We start from the raw sequence: 13,103 nt of genomic DNA, 5'->3' as shown, positions 1-13,103 counted from the left end.
GCGGTGTCACCGCAGCGCGCTGAGTCCCGGAACGCACGCCACGAGGATCGGGACCGCCGGGACCAGCGCCGCCGCGGCGGTCAGCCGGAGCCGGTGCAGCGCGGGTAGCCGGCGCGGTGCCGTGAGCAACCGGTCGACCCGCTGCGGGACATGGGCCTGCGGGGTCGGGCCGGGGCCGAACACCCCGCGGTCCTCGTTGAGTTCGACCAGGGCCAGCGCGGTGGTGAGCCGGCCGAAGCGCCGGGAGGCCATGTCGTCCGCGGCGAGTTCGACCAGCCGGTGCATCTCGTCGCGGAACGCCGCGAACACCGGAACCTGGGGAAATCCGTTGGCCAGCGCGGCGGAACAGTGCAGCAGCCAGTCGTGCCGGGCCTGCGCGTGCCCCTCCTCATGGGCGAGCACGGCCTCCAACTGCCGTCCCTTCAGGCGCCGTAGCGCGGCCGTGGTGACGACGAGCCGGGGTGGCGTACCGTGCAGCCAGGACGCCTCGGCCCGCTCGCCCTCCAGTACCACCAGGTGACCGCCGCCCGAATCCTCACCCGGCAACCGCGGTGCGCGCAGCAGGAGTTCGGCTCTGCGCAGGCGGCGCCGCGTCCGGCTGCGGGCGATCTCCCGGACCAGCATCGCCGCCGTCCACACGGCCCCGCAGGCGAGGGCCGCCGCGGTCGCCGCGGCCCAGCGGGCGCCGGTGTCGAGCGCCTCGGTGTCCGTGGCCGGGCCGGGCGCGGGTCCGAACGGCGTGCCGTGCACGGCCTGGAGAACGGCCGCCGTGCTCAGCGCCATCGCCAGGGCGCAGCACAGCAGGACGGCCGCCACCACGCACTGCCACACCCACAGGGCGACCACCGGTTCGCCGTCCGGCCAGTCGGCCCGGGCGAGCAGTCTCGGGGCGACCACGGCGGTCAGGGCGCCGAGCAGCAGCAGTGCCGCGGGGACCATCATGGGAGCACCCTAAGAGCGGTGTACCCGCCTGGGGTACGGGCCGCCGCGGCAAAGTGACGCAAGCAACGATTGCGTACGGCGGAGTCGTTGACCGGCGCCGCGGTGCGCGGGGCTCACAGGGTCAGCAGCATCGCCACCATGCCGATCCCCATCGACAGGCGGCAGGCACGCGCCAGTTCCGGACGATCGCCCCAGGTGGCGGCGCCTCCGGGGCCGCCACCGGGTTCGCCTCCGGAGCCGCCTGCGGGGCCGCCACCCCCTGCGACCGCCGCCGCGGGCACCAGACGCATCCCCGACAGCAGTACGAACCCGGTGAAGTACAGCAGCAGCGCTCCCGTCACCAGCGGTGTGCCCGTGCCGCCGTGCAGGCCGTGGTGCCCGGGGGAGCGGGCCATCACGACCGCCATGTAGACCATGCTCACGGTGCCGACCAGGTGGTGCAGATGGTGCGGGCTCCGGCGCGCCACCCACAGCGCCCGCAGCGACGCGGCGCCGAACACCGCCGCGTAGGCGGGCCACGCCCACGCGGGCGGGCTGTACACCGCCGCGGGCACCGCCATCGCGGCCATGCCGAAGCCCATCAGGGCCTCACCGCCCGCGGAGCGGCGCTGGTCCTCGACGGAGCTGCGCATCCGCAGCAGGCAGTAGGCGCCGGTCGCCGCACACAGCGCGACGAGCAGCCAGCCGGGCGAAGCCGGTCCGTGCACGCGTACCTCCCCGCTCGACGGTCGAGGACGGTCTGCCCGTGACATGCGGCGCGCACGCAAGCGCAAGGGTGTACGCGGGGAGCATGCGGCGGAGCACGACAGGTGACGGACGGGGTGAGGCGGCCCACAGGATGCTTATGATTTACGAGTAAAACACCTGCTAATATTGTTCGGGTGAGCAGACCGACCCGTACCCCAGCCGCCCCGCTCGTCCGACGCCTTCCGCTGATCGGCGCGCTGCGCCTCGGCCGGCCCTCCGACATCTGGTTCAAGCCCGCGCTGAGCGTCGTCGCCTCGGTCGCCCCGCCCAACCTGGCCCTGGTCGCGCTCGGCCGCCTGGACCTGGCCATGTACACGATGGCCGGATCGCTGTGCGCCCTCTACGCCCACCAGCGCCCCTACGCCGCCCGCGCCCGGACCCTGGCCCGAGTGGTGGCCGGCATGGTCGGCGGGCTCGCCGTGGCCCTCGTGGCCGCCTCGCTCACCACCAACGCCGCCGTCCTGGTCGCCGTAGGAGCCCTGCTCGCCGCCGCGCACAAGGCGCTGTGCGACGCCACGCGGCTCGGGCCGCCCGGGAACGTCGTCCTCACCTTCATCAGCTCCGCCGCCCTGTTCGTCCCGCAGAGCCTCGGGCAGGTCCCCGGCCATCTCCTGCTCGCCCTCGCGACGGGCGGCTGGGCCTGGCTGGTCGGCATGGCGCCCGGACTGCTGCGGCCGCACGGCCCCGAGCGCCGGGCCACCGCCCACGCGCTGAACACCGCCGCGGCCCACGCGGACACCCACCCCACCGGCGCCGACCACGCCCGCACCCGCGCCGCCGCGGCCGCCGCCGTCCAGGCCGCCTGGCAGACCCTGCTGTCCACCGGCACCCGCTCCGCACGCACCCGCCGCGCCCTCGAACGACTCGTCGTCCGCGCCGAGGTCGCCCTCGCCGCCCCCGCCGACACCGACCCCGCACTGCTGCGCCGCTGGGCCCGCGAACTGGTCGGCACCGGCCCCGTCCCGGACGTCGCCGACCTGCCCGAGTCGGCGGCCGAACTCCTCGGCGTGGACGCCGAACTCGCCCGGCCCGCGAGCCCGCTGCGGGCCCGGCTCGGCGCGGTCGCCCCGATCGCCGTCCGTACGCTGCTGGGCTGCGCCCTCGCCGGATACGTCTCCCTCGCGCTCGGCGTCGGCCGTCCCTACTGGGCGCTGGTCACCGCCGCCTCGCTCTACCAGGCCAACGTCACCCTCACCTGGAACCGCGGCGTCCAGCGGGTCGTCGGCAACCTCCTCGGCGTCCTCGTCTTCGCCGTGATCGCGCCGGTCGCCCACCTGCACGCGCTGCTCCTCGTGCTTTTCTGCGTCGCCCTCAACTTCGGCGCGGAGGCGCTGGTCGGCCGCAACTACTGGCTCGGCAGCGTCTGCGTGACCCCCATGGCGCTGCTCATCACCGAGTTCGCGCACGTCCAGGACCCCGGCGAGCTGATCACCGAGCGCGTCCTCGACACGTTCGTCGGCGCCCTCGTCGGGATCCTCGCCGCGATCGCCGTCACCAACCGGCGTGCGGGCGACCGCATCGGCCACGCGCTCACCGCCGCCGACCGGGCCCGCGAGGCCACCGCCCGGCTGCTCGCCGAGCCCGCGCCGTCCCCGGCCGCCCTCGCCGCCGCCCACCGCGCGCTCGCCACCGCGCTCGCCGATCTGCGCGCCACGGCCGACGCCGCGTCCGGCGAGTGGTGGCAGCGCGCCCTGCCCCACGAGAGGGTCGTGCTCGCCGAGCAGTCGGGACACCGTACGCTCGCCGCTACGGTACGGCGCCAGGGACTGTGCTCCCCGGCGGCCGGAGCGACGAGAACGGAGGGCGTACGGCCATGACGGCAGGGAACGGACGGCCGGCCACCGGGGGCGCCACCCCCGACGCGACGACGGGCGACACGGTGGCGGGGGTCGTCCGGCAGTGGCGGGCCGTGCACCCCGACCTGGACACCGCGCCGATGGAGATCATCGGCCGGGTCAACCGCTGTGCGGCCCTGCTCCAGCAGGCCGAGGACGCGCCGCTGCGCCGCGCCGGGCTCAGCCGCCCGGAGTTCGACCTGCTGGGCGCGTTGCGCCGCACCGGTCACGAGCTGACCCCGAGCGAACTGGCCCGGGAGACCTTCTCCTCCGGGGCCGCGGTCACCAAGCGCCTGAAGACGCTGACCGAGCGGGGCCTGGTGGAGCGCCGCGGCGATCCGCGCGACCGGCGCGTGGCCCACGTCCGGCTCACCGACTCCGGCCGAGCCCTGGTCGACGGGGTCCTCCCGGAGCAGCTCGCCTACGAGACGTCCGTGCTGTCGGTGCTGGCCCCCGAGGGCCAGGGCGAGCTGGCCGGCCTCCTCGCCGAGCTCCTCGGCCGCCTGGAGGGCCGGCTCGGGGGGTTGCGGGCGTAGCCGAGTCCGCCAAGGCGTATTACGGGCCCGCTCGCCGCAGGGGCCGCAGGGGCCGCAGGCGGGGGCGCGAGGGGCTACGAGGGGCTACGAGGGGCTACGAGGTACGGAGCCTGCCGCCTCAGATCCCCGCCCGGTACCGCAGCGGATGGTCCGCCGGCACCTCCACCACCACGATCGGTGTGCCGTCCGGGTCCGCCAGCCACATCTCGATCAGCCCCCACGGCTCCCGCACCGGCGGGCGGACGATCTCCACGCCCTTCGCGCGCAGCTCCTCGTGGGCCGCGGCGGCGTCCGCCACCTGGAGCCACAGCCGCACGGACGGCGAGCTCGGCGGCGCGTCCGCGCGGCCCGAGACCTCCAGGAACCCGCCGCCCAGGAAGTAGACCGTGCCCCGCTCGGGCCCCGTGCCGAACTCGCGGTAGACGGTGAGCCCCAGCTGCCCGCCGTAGAACGCGCGGGAGCGCTCGGGGTCGGCGGGACGCAACAAGGTCCGGCTGCTCAGTACATGCACCATGCAGCCGGAGCCTAGGGGAGCGTTACCCTCATCCCTGCCGGGCCGCGCCACAGATCGGAGAGACACCCCTCATGGACACCGCCACCGGACTGACCTTCCGCGACGCCACCGACGCCGATGTGGACGCCCTGGTCGCGCTGATCGAGTCGGCGTACCGCGGCGACGCGAGCCGGGCCGGCTGGACCACCGAGGCGGACATCCTCCAGGGACAGCGCACCGACCCCGAGGGCGTGCTCCAGGTCGTCAAGTCGCCCGACAGCCGGTTGCTCACGGTCGAGCGCGAGGGCCGGGTGGTCGCCTGCTGCCAGCTCGAGCACCGGGGTGACCACGCCTACTTCGGCATGTTCGCGGTCAGCCCCGCGCTCCAGGGCGGCGGCCTCGGCAAGGTGATCATCGCCGAGGCCGAGCGGCAGGCCCGCGCGGTGTGGGGCGTGCGCGAGATGCACATGACCGTGATCTCCGTGCGCGAGGACCTGATCGCCTGGTACGAGCGGCGCGGCTACCGCCGTACGGGACGGACGAGCCCCTTCCCGTACGGCGACGAGCGCTTCGGCATCCCGCAGCGCGACGACCTGGAGTTCGAGCTGCTGGTCAAGGAGCTCGGCTGACCGGCGCGCCCGAGTCGCTCACGGTCCGCACTGTTGACGGGCCGCACTGTTCACGGGCCGCGCTTCTGACGGCCCGCGCTTCTCACGGCCCGTACCGCTCGCGGCCCGCGCCGCTCACGCCGTGAAGCGGGCCGTCCGCTTGATCTCCGGATAGTCGGTCGTCGCCCCGTCCAGGCCGAGCGCGCGCACCAGCCGCAGGTGGTCCTGGGTGTTCACGACCCAGCCGATGACCTTCAGATCGGCCTTGCGGGCGTGCTCGACGACCTCGACGGTCAGCCGGCGGATGTTGAGGCACAGGGTGGCGGCGCCGGCCTCGGTCGCGCGCCCCACGATGTCGGTGCCGTAGCGGCTGCCGATGAGCGCGGTGCGCACGCCGGGCACGAGCCGGGAGATCTCGGCGATCGCCTCGTCGTGGAACGACGACACCTCCACCCGTCCCACCAGATCGCGCTTCAGCATCACGTCGGCCAGCGCCCGCGCCGCGGCCACGTCCTTGATCTCGGCCTGCAACGGCGCCCGCACCGCGTCCAGGACCTCCTCGAAGACCGGCACCCGCTCGCCGCGGCCCGCGTCCAGGGCGCGCAGCTCCGAGAGCGTCTTGTCGGCGATCGGCCCGCTGCCGTCGGTCGTGCGGTCCACGTCGGCGTCGTGCATGACGACGAGCGCGCCGTCCTTGCTCAGATGCAGATCGAGTTCGATGAGATCGAGGCCGGCCTGCTGGGCGGCGACGAAGGAACGGAGGGTGTTCTCGGGCTCGACACCCATCACTCCGCGGTGACCGATGGTGAGGAAGTTCAAGGTTCGACTCGCTTCCGTCGACGGCGGCTCGGGCACGCGGGGAACCCGACGGAACGGACGTCGTCGTCCTCGCGGCAGGGCCGCAGCCTAATGGCCAGATTGCCCGATGAACCCGTACGTACACGGGGTATCAGGGTGACGTCCGGTGCGGCGCTGGCCGAAACACCCATGGCCGTCACCCGGGAGTGGGCGTGTCTGCCGCCACGTTGACGAACGGTCCCCGCCGTCGCTTCCGGCCGCCGCTCCGTAGTACCCCGTTCCGACGGAACCAATCGTCGCCCCACGGTCGAACAGGAAAAATCGCGGTGACCTAGGGGGTGTACAGAATGATTTCCTGGTCATGCTCTTGCTGGGAGGAACCTCGAACGCATACGGTGTCCATACGCGAGGTTCTCCTGTGGAGGATGGGACATGACGGAAATTCTTGTGCAGGTGGGTTCGGAGGAGAAGGTTCCTCCGGTGGCCAGGGTGGTGGAGCACCCGGCATGGCCCGTGCTCAAGGATGCCGTGGAGCAGATCCGGCCATGGCAGTCGAAGGACGGGTCGATCGACTTCGAGGCCGAGACGGCCCCCGAGCGCGCCGATGCCGAGCGTGCCGTGCTGCGCGTCATCGACGCCGTCGAGCGGCTGTCCGACCTGCTCCCGCACGACGCCGCCTACCACGAGGCCCTCGTGGCGGACCTGCGCCGCTGGGCCGAGGGCGGCTTCCAGGTGCCCGACTTCCTGGACTCGCTGCTCGCCTTCCAGCCCGCCGCGAACCGTGTGGACGGCCTCCAGCACCTGGTCGTCTTCCCGATGTACACGCAGAACGGCAACCCGGACCGCAACTTCGAAGCGGTCGTGCTGCGCATGGTGTGGCCCGAGTGGCTGGCCGAGCTGGAGGCGACCCGGTACGACAACCCGCTGTTCTGCGGCATCACGTTCGAGGACTTCACCGCGGGCTACGACACCAACTCCGCCGTCCTCTTCCCGGAGACCATCGCCGTGCGCGAGGCGCCGGAACGTTTCTCCTGGGGCGGCATCTTCTGCGACCGCGAGGCCGCCCGCTTCCGCCGGGTCACCGACGCGGCCGTCTCCCTGCTGGGCATGGAGCTGCCCGAGGACATCGCCGCGATGGTCCACGACCAGAAGCGCTGCGAAGAGGCGTTCGTCCTGTGGGACATGGTCCACGACCGCACCCACAGCCACGGCGACCTGCCCTTCGACCCCTTCATGATCAAGCAGCGCCAGCCGTTCTGGATGTACGGCCTGGAGGAGCTGCGCTGCGACCTCACCGCCTTCAAGGAGGCCGTGAAGCTCGACGCCGAGGGCGTCCCGCAGGCCCGTGACGTGCAGTACGCGGTGCTGTTCGACCGCATGTTCCGCTTCCCGGTCACCGGCGAGCGCGTGCGCAACTACGACGGCGTCGGCGGTCAGCTGCTCTTCGCCTATCTGCACAAGCACGACGTCGTGCGCTGGACCGACAACCGGCTGCGCATCGACTGGGAGCGGGCGCCGCAGGTCACCAACCAGCTGTGCGCCGAGATCGAGAAGCTGTACCGGGACGGCATCGACCGCCCGAAGCTCGTGCACTGGTTCGCCGGCTACGAGCTGGTCTCCACCTACCTCTCGCCGCACCCCGGCTCGAAGTGGGCCAAGGGCCCCGACGCCCTCGACCTGACGCAGCCGCCGCGCAAGCTCGTCGATGACGTGCTTCCCGACGAGTTTCCGCTGAGCATGTTCTATGAGGCCCTGTCCAAGAAGCTGAAGAACGTGATCGCCTCCGCGAAGGGCATCACGGCGGACAGCGCCGAGCGGGTCGCCGCGTGAGCGACCGCGTCCGGAACACTGCTCAGGAGGCGAGGATCATGGGGAACGGGGCTCTCAGCGGTGCGGTGATCGCGGTGGCCGGCGCGGGCGGGCCCGCGGGCCGCGCGGCGCTGATCCGGCTCGCCGAGGCCGGCGCGGTCGTCGTCGGCTCGGACAACAATCCCGAGCGGCTCGCCGAGGCGGTGGACGCGGCCCGTTACGCGGGCGGCGGTGCCACCGTCACCGGCGAGACGGTCGACCTGCTCGACCTCGGCTCCACCCGCGAGTGGGCCGCGCGCATCGAGAAGGACCACGGGCGCGTCGACGGCGTCGTCCACCTGGTCGGCGGCTGGCGCGGCAGCGCGTCCTTCGCCGAGACCGACCTCGCGGACTGGGACCTGCTGGAGAAGCTGCTCATCCGTACCGTACAGCACACCTCGCTCGCCTTCCACGAGGGGCTTCAGCGCAGCGACCGCGGCCGCTACGTGCTGATCAGCGCGGCGGGAGCGACGAAGCCGACCGCCGGCAACGCGGCCTACTCCGCCGCCAAGGCCGCCGCCGAGGCGTGGACGCTCGCGATGGCCGACGCCTTCCGCAAGGCGGGGGGTGAGCAGGGCATCACCTCGGCGGCTGCCATCCTGGTGGTGAAGGCGCTGGTGCACGACGCCATGCGCGCCGAGCGACCCAACGCGAAGTTCGCGGGCTTCACGGACGTCACGGACCTGGCCGAGGCCGTCGTCGGTGTCTGGAGCAGGCCCGCCGCCGAAGTGAACGGAAACCGTCTGTGGCTGACCGAGAAGCCGTGAACCCCCCGAAGACCGACGCGCGTCGTCATCACGACCCCGAGGTCCGCGGTTTCGCCAGCGACAACTACGCCGGTGCCCACCCGGAGGTGATGGCCGCCCTGGCCGTCGCCAACGGGGGGCACCAGGTCGCGTACGGCGAGGACGACTACACGGACAACCTCCAGGGAATCGTCCGCGGCCACTTCGGCGCCACGGCGGAGGCCTTCCCGGTCTTCAACGGCACCGGCGCCAACGTCGTCGCGCTCCAGGCGGTCACCGACCGCTGGGGCGCGGTGATCTGCGCGGAGAGCGCGCACATCAACGTCGACGAGGGCGGCGCGCCCGAGCGCATGGGCGGCCTCAAGCTGCTCACCGTGCCCACGCCGGACGGCAAGCTCACGCCCGAGCTGATCGACAAGCAGGCGTACGGCTGGGACGACGAGCACCGCGCGATGCCGCAGGTCGTCTCGATCACCCAGAGCACCGAGCTCGGCACCCTCTACACGCCGGACGAGATCCGCGCGATCTGCGACCACGCCCACGCGCACGGCATGACGGTGCACCTGGACGGCTCCCGGATAGCCAACGCGGCGGCCTCGCTGAACGTGCCGATGCGCACGTTCACCAACGCGGTCGGCGTCGACATCCTCTCCCTCGGCGGTACCAAGAACGGCGCGCTGTTCGGCGAGGCGGTCGTGGTGATCAACCAGGACGCCGTTCGGCACATGAAGCACCTGCGCAAGCTGTCCATGCAGCTGGCCTCCAAGATGCGCTTCGTCTCCGTACAGCTGGAGGCGCTGCTCGCCAAGGACCTCTGGCTGCGCAACGCCCGCCACGCCAACGAGATGGCCCAGCGGCTCGCGGAGGGCGTGCGTGCCGTCCACGGCGTGGAGATCCTCTACCCCGTGCAGGCCAACGGCGTGTTCGCCCGGCTGCCGCACGACGTGAGCGAGCGCCTGCAGAAGCGCTTCCGCTTCTACTTCTGGGACGAGGCCGCGGGCACCGTGCGCTGGATGTGCGCGTTCGACACGACCGAGGAGGACGTGGACGCGTTCGTCGCGGCCCTCAAGGAGGAGATGGCCCGCTAGGGCACGTCTCTCTCCCCGGATTGCTGCATAGATATACGGTCACCCGAAAAAGCATTGACGCTCGGGTGGCCGTATTCCTATGCTCTGCGGGCATGCAGCTGATCCAGAACGACCCCGACCTCTCCGCGTACTTGGCCGCCGACGAGGTCATCGACCATGAGCACCCGCTGGTCAGGGAGACCGCGGGGCGACTGGCCCGCGCGGCCGAGGACTCGTATGCCTATGCGCGCCTGGCGTTTGAGTTCGTACGCGACGAGATCCCGCACTCACAGGACGCCGGCGATCCCCGGGTCACCTGGCGGGCCTCCGACGTCCTGGAGCAGCGCACCGGCATCTGCTACGCCAAGGCGCACGCCCTGGCCGCCCTGCTGCGCGCCGAGGACATCCCCACCGCGCTCTGCTACCAGCGGTTCGACGTGCTGCACGGGCTGGTCGCCGTGCGGTTCAACGGGGCCTGGCACCGCCAGGACCCCCGCGGCAACAAGCCGGGCGTCGACGCGCGGTTCTCGCTCGACGGGGAGCGGCTGGCGTTCACGCCCGACCCCGAGTTCGGCGAGGAGGACCATCCGCTGCTCCACGCCCGCCCCCACCCGGCCGTGCTGAGCGCCCTGCGGGCCGCTCGCGACCGGGAGCACCTGTGGCGGACGCTCCCGACCGAGCTCTGAACCCCGTGCCCCGTCAGCGGGCTTCCGCGGCGCGGACCTCTTCCGGAGTCGGGGCCGTGCCGCCGAGGTGGGCCGGGAGCCACCAGGTGTCGTCCGGGCCCTTGGGGCGGCCGGGGTAGGCGCGCTGGGCGGCGTCCAGCAGTTCCTGGATCCGCTCGCGCAGCTGACGGGTCAGGGCGCCCGCGTACTTGTCGCGGGAGGCCTCGATCGCCTCGCCGACCCGGATGGTGATCGGCAGGTGGTCGCGCTTGAAGTTGCGCGGGTGGCCCTTGGTCCACAGCCGCTGCGTGCCCCACAGCGCCACCGGGATCAGCGGCACGCCGGCCTCCTGGGCCATGCGCACGGCACCCGACTTGAAGCTCTTCAGCGTGAACGACTGCGAGATGGTCGCCTCGGGGAAGACCCCGACGATCTCACCGGAGCGCAGCGCGTCCAGCGCCTGCGCGTAGGCCGTCTCGCCCTGCGCGCGGTCGACCGGGATGTGCTTCATGGCGCGCATCAGCGGGCCGGAGACCCGGTGCCGGAACACCGACTCCTTCGCCATGAACCGCACCAGCCGCTTCGCCGGCAGCGCCGCCAGCCCGTCGAACACGAAGTCCAGGTAGCTGATGTGATTGCTCACCAGCACGGCACCGCCCGAGCGCGGAATGTTCTCCGACCCCTGGCAGTCGATCTGGAGGTCCCACGCCTTGAACAGGGTGCGGGCGAATCCGATGACGGGGTGGTAGACCAGCTCTGCCATGGGCGGCGTGGACCCTTCCTGCTACGCCTGGGAAGGGGTCTCCCAGTAAGAAAGTTACGGGGCCGTAGGTTTACGGCATCCCGCAGATGGTGCCCGAAGAACGCGCCGGGAGCCAGCCCTGGTGCCCGGCGCCGACGAGATCCTCGTCACGTCTTTCCTGTGATCCACCTCGGGCTTTTAAATCTTCTTTACTCTGCTCCCGCCGTCACCCGGCGCACCAGCAGATACATCTCGCAGCCCAGGCAGTAGCCGAAGGCGGCGTTCAGGAACGCCGCCGCCAGCGCCGCCCCGGTCGCCGCCGGTCCCAGCCAGTCGGGTCCCAGCGTGTAGCCGACCAGCCCGAGGCCGGCGAAGACCAGCCCCACCGCCTGCGCGAACCGCGGCGGCTGCGGCGCCTCCCACTCGGTGGGCGGCCCGATCCGCGGCCGTACGGCCGTCCGGAACAGCCATCCGTACGGCGACTTCGCCACCCCCGCGGCCGCGCCCAGCGCGAACGCCAGGGTCTGCCAGGCCAGCAGCCAGGCGCTGCCCGAGACCAGCACCGCGGCCAGCACGACCGTCGTCACGGCCGCCCCGAACCGCGGCCCTCTCGCATCAATGTCCATGAATCAAGCATTCCGCAACGACGACACGGGCAGGAGTCGGGAATCTTTGCAGTCTCGTGAACGCTTGAGCAGGCGATGACCGGACTTGTGGTGTGCGTGGCGGTGCTCGCGGCGGCGAGCGTGTTCGGAGTGCTGCATCGGCGGCGGAGCGGGAGAGTGCGCGTGCGTGGACGCGACGACGGAAAGCGGCTGGGCGCGGCCGACCTCGGCGGCGACCTGGGCGAGCGCGCCACGCTGGTGCAGTTCTCCAGCGCCTTCTGCGCGCCCTGCCGGGCCACCCGGCGCATCCTCGGCGAAGTGGCCGGGATGGTGCCCGGCGTGTCCCATGTCGAGATCGACGCCGAGGACCGCCTGGAGTTGGTGCGCGACCTCGGCATCCTCAAGACGCCCACCGTGCTGGTCCTGGACGCCGACGGGCGGATCGTGCGCCGCGCCAGCGGCCAGCCCCGCAAGGCGGACGTCATCGCGGCGCTGGGAGAGGCGGTCTGACGGGCGTGCGGGCTTGCGCGTACATGACGGTGAGGCATCTCCCACATGCCGGTACGTACTTGACTGCACGCTCCACCTATCGTCAGCCTGACACCATGCCTTCGGACCTCCTTCTTCACGGGCGCGCCCACGTCGACCTGGCCCGCACCGCGAGCGCGTGCTGTCCGGGCTGCTGAAGCAGCCACGGACCCGGCCCGCCCCCTCCCCAGAAGGACAACTCCATGACGGCCTCGCCCGACCTGGGAACCCCGCACCTCACCTCGCCCGCCCCCGGCGCCGCCCGACCGTCCGCGTCGGACCCGGGCGCCGCCCACCCCGCCTCGCCCGACCTGCTCCGCTCCGTCTTCAGGCGGCACGCCGCGGGCGTCGCGGTCATCACCGCCCGCGGTGAGGCCGGCCCGGTCGGCTTCACCGCCACCTCCCTCACCTCCGTCTCCGCCGAACCGCCGATGCTCTCCTTCGGCGTGAGCACGGGCGCCTCCAGCTGGCCCGCGCTCTCCCGGACGGACCATGTCGGGGTGCACATACTCGGCGAGCACCAGCAGGAGCTGGCCGCGACCTTCGCCCGCAGCGGCGCCGACCGCTTCGGCGCGCCGACGGCCTGGAGCGAGGGCGCCGAGGGCGTGCCCGTTCTCGACGGCGTGCTCGCCTGGCTGGTGTGCCGGGTGGTGGCCCGGGTGCCCGCGGGCGACCACCGGATCGTGGTCGCCGAGGTGGTCCTGGGCGACCCCGCCGGTCACGGGCGTCCGCTCCTCTACTACCAGGGCCGGTTCAGCGGCCTGCGGGATTAGTCACCCTCCGGCCGCTCTGCGGAGTCGTCGAGTTACGGTTACGCTGCGTTGCAAAGGTCACAGTTCAAAGCGCTTGCTTAGCGGGCATGAACTGGGTGTACTGACGAGTAATATTTCGTTCGGAGCGTGGGTCGCCCCGACCGGGACGGACCGCTAGAGGCGCCTATGCT

The 13,103-nt window shown here is 72.3% G+C and carries 15 protein-coding genes; 9 read left to right on the top strand and 6 right to left on the bottom strand.

The annotated features are described in order from the left end of the window. Positions 1–6 precede the first annotated feature (6 nt). Both WN71_RS07225 and WN71_RS07220 read right to left on the bottom strand, forming a co-directional pair. The gene (locus WN71_RS07225) at positions 7–942 is read right to left on the bottom strand and encodes a M56 family metallopeptidase (protein ID WP_046585104.1); all 936 of its coding nucleotides are present in this window, start codon (positions 940–942) and stop codon (positions 7–9) included. A gap of 113 nt (positions 943–1,055) precedes the next feature. Then, positions 1,056–1,649 carry a DUF5134 domain-containing protein gene (locus WN71_RS07220; protein ID WP_046585105.1) on the bottom strand — a complete coding sequence of 198 codons (594 nt, stop codon included), beginning with the start codon at positions 1,647–1,649 and terminating at the stop codon, positions 1,056–1,058. Between the two features lie 174 nt (positions 1,650–1,823). Here WN71_RS07220 and WN71_RS07215 point away from each other — a divergent pair, with 174 nt between their 5' ends. Both WN71_RS07215 and WN71_RS07210 read left to right on the top strand, forming a co-directional pair. Beyond that, on the top strand, positions 1,824–3,506 hold the full coding sequence (locus WN71_RS07215; RefSeq protein ID WP_046585106.1) for an FUSC family protein: 1,683 nt from the start codon (positions 1,824–1,826) through the stop codon (positions 3,504–3,506). Then, positions 3,503–4,060, top strand: a complete 558-nt coding sequence (locus WN71_RS07210; protein ID WP_046585107.1) for a MarR family winged helix-turn-helix transcriptional regulator — start codon at positions 3,503–3,505, stop codon at positions 4,058–4,060. Before WN71_RS07215 ends, WN71_RS07210 begins: the two co-directional genes overlap by 4 nt. A gap of 118 nt (positions 4,061–4,178) precedes the next feature. Here the strand turns inward: WN71_RS07210 and WN71_RS07205 are convergent, their stop codons facing one another. Beyond that, positions 4,179–4,574: a VOC family protein gene (locus tag WN71_RS07205; protein WP_046585108.1), complete on the bottom strand. Its 396-nt coding sequence runs from the start codon at positions 4,572–4,574 to the stop codon at positions 4,179–4,181. Positions 4,575–4,645: 71 nt separating this feature from the next. On the opposite strand from WN71_RS07205, the gene WN71_RS07200 reads away from it, so the two are divergent. After that, entirely contained in the window at positions 4,646–5,182 is a 537-nt protein-coding gene (locus WN71_RS07200; RefSeq protein WP_046585109.1) for a GNAT family N-acetyltransferase, read from the top strand. 114 nt (positions 5,183–5,296) lie between these two features. On the opposite strand, the gene WN71_RS07195 is transcribed toward WN71_RS07200, so the two are convergent. After that, positions 5,297–5,980, bottom strand: coding sequence for a glycerophosphodiester phosphodiesterase (locus WN71_RS07195; RefSeq protein WP_046585110.1), 684 nt, complete (start codon positions 5,978–5,980; stop codon positions 5,297–5,299). A 411-nt stretch (positions 5,981–6,391) separates the two neighbouring features. Between WN71_RS07195 and WN71_RS07190 the strand changes: the two genes are divergently transcribed. The 4 genes from WN71_RS07190 to WN71_RS07175 all read left to right on the top strand — a co-directional run bounded on the left by WN71_RS07190 (position 6,392) and on the right by WN71_RS07175 (position 10,306). Further along, the gene (locus WN71_RS07190) at positions 6,392–7,789 is read left to right on the top strand and encodes a DUF6421 family protein (RefSeq protein WP_046585111.1); all 1,398 of its coding nucleotides are present in this window, start codon (positions 6,392–6,394) and stop codon (positions 7,787–7,789) included. Positions 7,790–7,827: 38 nt separating this feature from the next. Next, a complete protein-coding gene (locus tag WN71_RS07185) occupies positions 7,828–8,574 on the top strand; it encodes an SDR family oxidoreductase (RefSeq protein ID WP_046585112.1) in 747 nt (248 codons plus the stop codon). Beyond that, the gene (locus WN71_RS07180; RefSeq protein WP_046585113.1) at positions 8,571–9,641 is read left to right on the top strand and encodes a threonine aldolase family protein; all 1,071 of its coding nucleotides are present in this window, start codon (positions 8,571–8,573) and stop codon (positions 9,639–9,641) included. The genes WN71_RS07185 and WN71_RS07180 overlap by 4 nt, the downstream gene beginning before the upstream one ends. Before the next feature lie 92 nt (positions 9,642–9,733). Beyond that, the gene (locus tag WN71_RS07175; protein ID WP_046585114.1) at positions 9,734–10,306 is read left to right on the top strand and encodes a transglutaminase domain-containing protein; all 573 of its coding nucleotides are present in this window, start codon (positions 9,734–9,736) and stop codon (positions 10,304–10,306) included. A 13-nt stretch (positions 10,307–10,319) separates the two neighbouring features. On the opposite strand, the gene WN71_RS07170 is transcribed toward WN71_RS07175, so the two are convergent. Together WN71_RS07170 and WN71_RS07165 are read right to left on the bottom strand one after the other, a co-directional pair. Continuing rightward, entirely contained in the window at positions 10,320–11,048 is a 729-nt protein-coding gene (locus WN71_RS07170) for a lysophospholipid acyltransferase family protein (protein ID WP_046585115.1), read from the bottom strand. Positions 11,049–11,236: 188 nt separating this feature from the next. Next, entirely contained in the window at positions 11,237–11,653 is a 417-nt protein-coding gene (locus WN71_RS07165; protein ID WP_046585116.1) for a DUF4395 domain-containing protein, read from the bottom strand. Between the two features lie 75 nt (positions 11,654–11,728). Between WN71_RS07165 and WN71_RS07160 the strand changes: the two genes are divergently transcribed. Together WN71_RS07160 and WN71_RS07155 are read left to right on the top strand one after the other, a co-directional pair. Further along, positions 11,729–12,142 carry a TlpA family protein disulfide reductase gene (locus tag WN71_RS07160; protein WP_046585117.1) on the top strand — a complete coding sequence of 138 codons (414 nt, stop codon included), beginning with the start codon at positions 11,729–11,731 and terminating at the stop codon, positions 12,140–12,142. Positions 12,143–12,363: 221 nt separating this feature from the next. Further along, complete coding sequence (locus tag WN71_RS07155; protein WP_079177701.1) at positions 12,364–12,933, top strand: flavin reductase family protein; 570 nt, start codon at positions 12,364–12,366, stop codon at positions 12,931–12,933. Positions 12,934–13,103 lie beyond the last annotated feature (170 nt).

The organism is Streptomyces mangrovisoli (assembly GCF_000974985.2).
In the GTDB taxonomy this organism is placed as follows: domain Bacteria; phylum Actinomycetota; class Actinomycetes; order Streptomycetales; family Streptomycetaceae; genus Streptomyces; species Streptomyces mangrovisoli.
The sequence above is the reverse complement of the archived record's forward strand: the minus strand, read 5'-3'. Positions and strand labels throughout refer to the sequence as shown.

Coding starts and splice junctions, on each gene's coding strand:
- WN71_RS07225 (WP_046585104.1), bottom strand. CDS start 942: ATGATGGTCCCCGCGGCACTGCTGCTGCTCGGCGCCCTGACCGCCGTG.
- WN71_RS07210 (WP_046585107.1), top strand. CDS start 3,503: ATGACGGCAGGGAACGGACGGCCGGCCACCGGGGGCGCCACCCCCGAC.
- WN71_RS07205 (WP_046585108.1), bottom strand. CDS start 4,574: ATGGTGCATGTACTGAGCAGCCGGACCTTGTTGCGTCCCGCCGACCCC.
- WN71_RS07200 (WP_046585109.1), top strand. CDS start 4,646: ATGGACACCGCCACCGGACTGACCTTCCGCGACGCCACCGACGCCGAT.
- WN71_RS07190 (WP_046585111.1), top strand. CDS start 6,392: ATGACGGAAATTCTTGTGCAGGTGGGTTCGGAGGAGAAGGTTCCTCCG.
- WN71_RS07185 (WP_046585112.1), top strand. CDS start 7,828: ATGGGGAACGGGGCTCTCAGCGGTGCGGTGATCGCGGTGGCCGGCGCG.
- WN71_RS07175 (WP_046585114.1), top strand. CDS start 9,734: ATGCAGCTGATCCAGAACGACCCCGACCTCTCCGCGTACTTGGCCGCC.
- WN71_RS07170 (WP_046585115.1), bottom strand. CDS start 11,048: ATGGCAGAGCTGGTCTACCACCCCGTCATCGGATTCGCCCGCACCCTG.
- WN71_RS07165 (WP_046585116.1), bottom strand. CDS start 11,653: ATGGACATTGATGCGAGAGGGCCGCGGTTCGGGGCGGCCGTGACGACG.
- WN71_RS07160 (WP_046585117.1), top strand. CDS start 11,729: ATGACCGGACTTGTGGTGTGCGTGGCGGTGCTCGCGGCGGCGAGCGTG.
- WN71_RS07155 (WP_079177701.1), top strand. CDS start 12,364: ATGACGGCCTCGCCCGACCTGGGAACCCCGCACCTCACCTCGCCCGCC.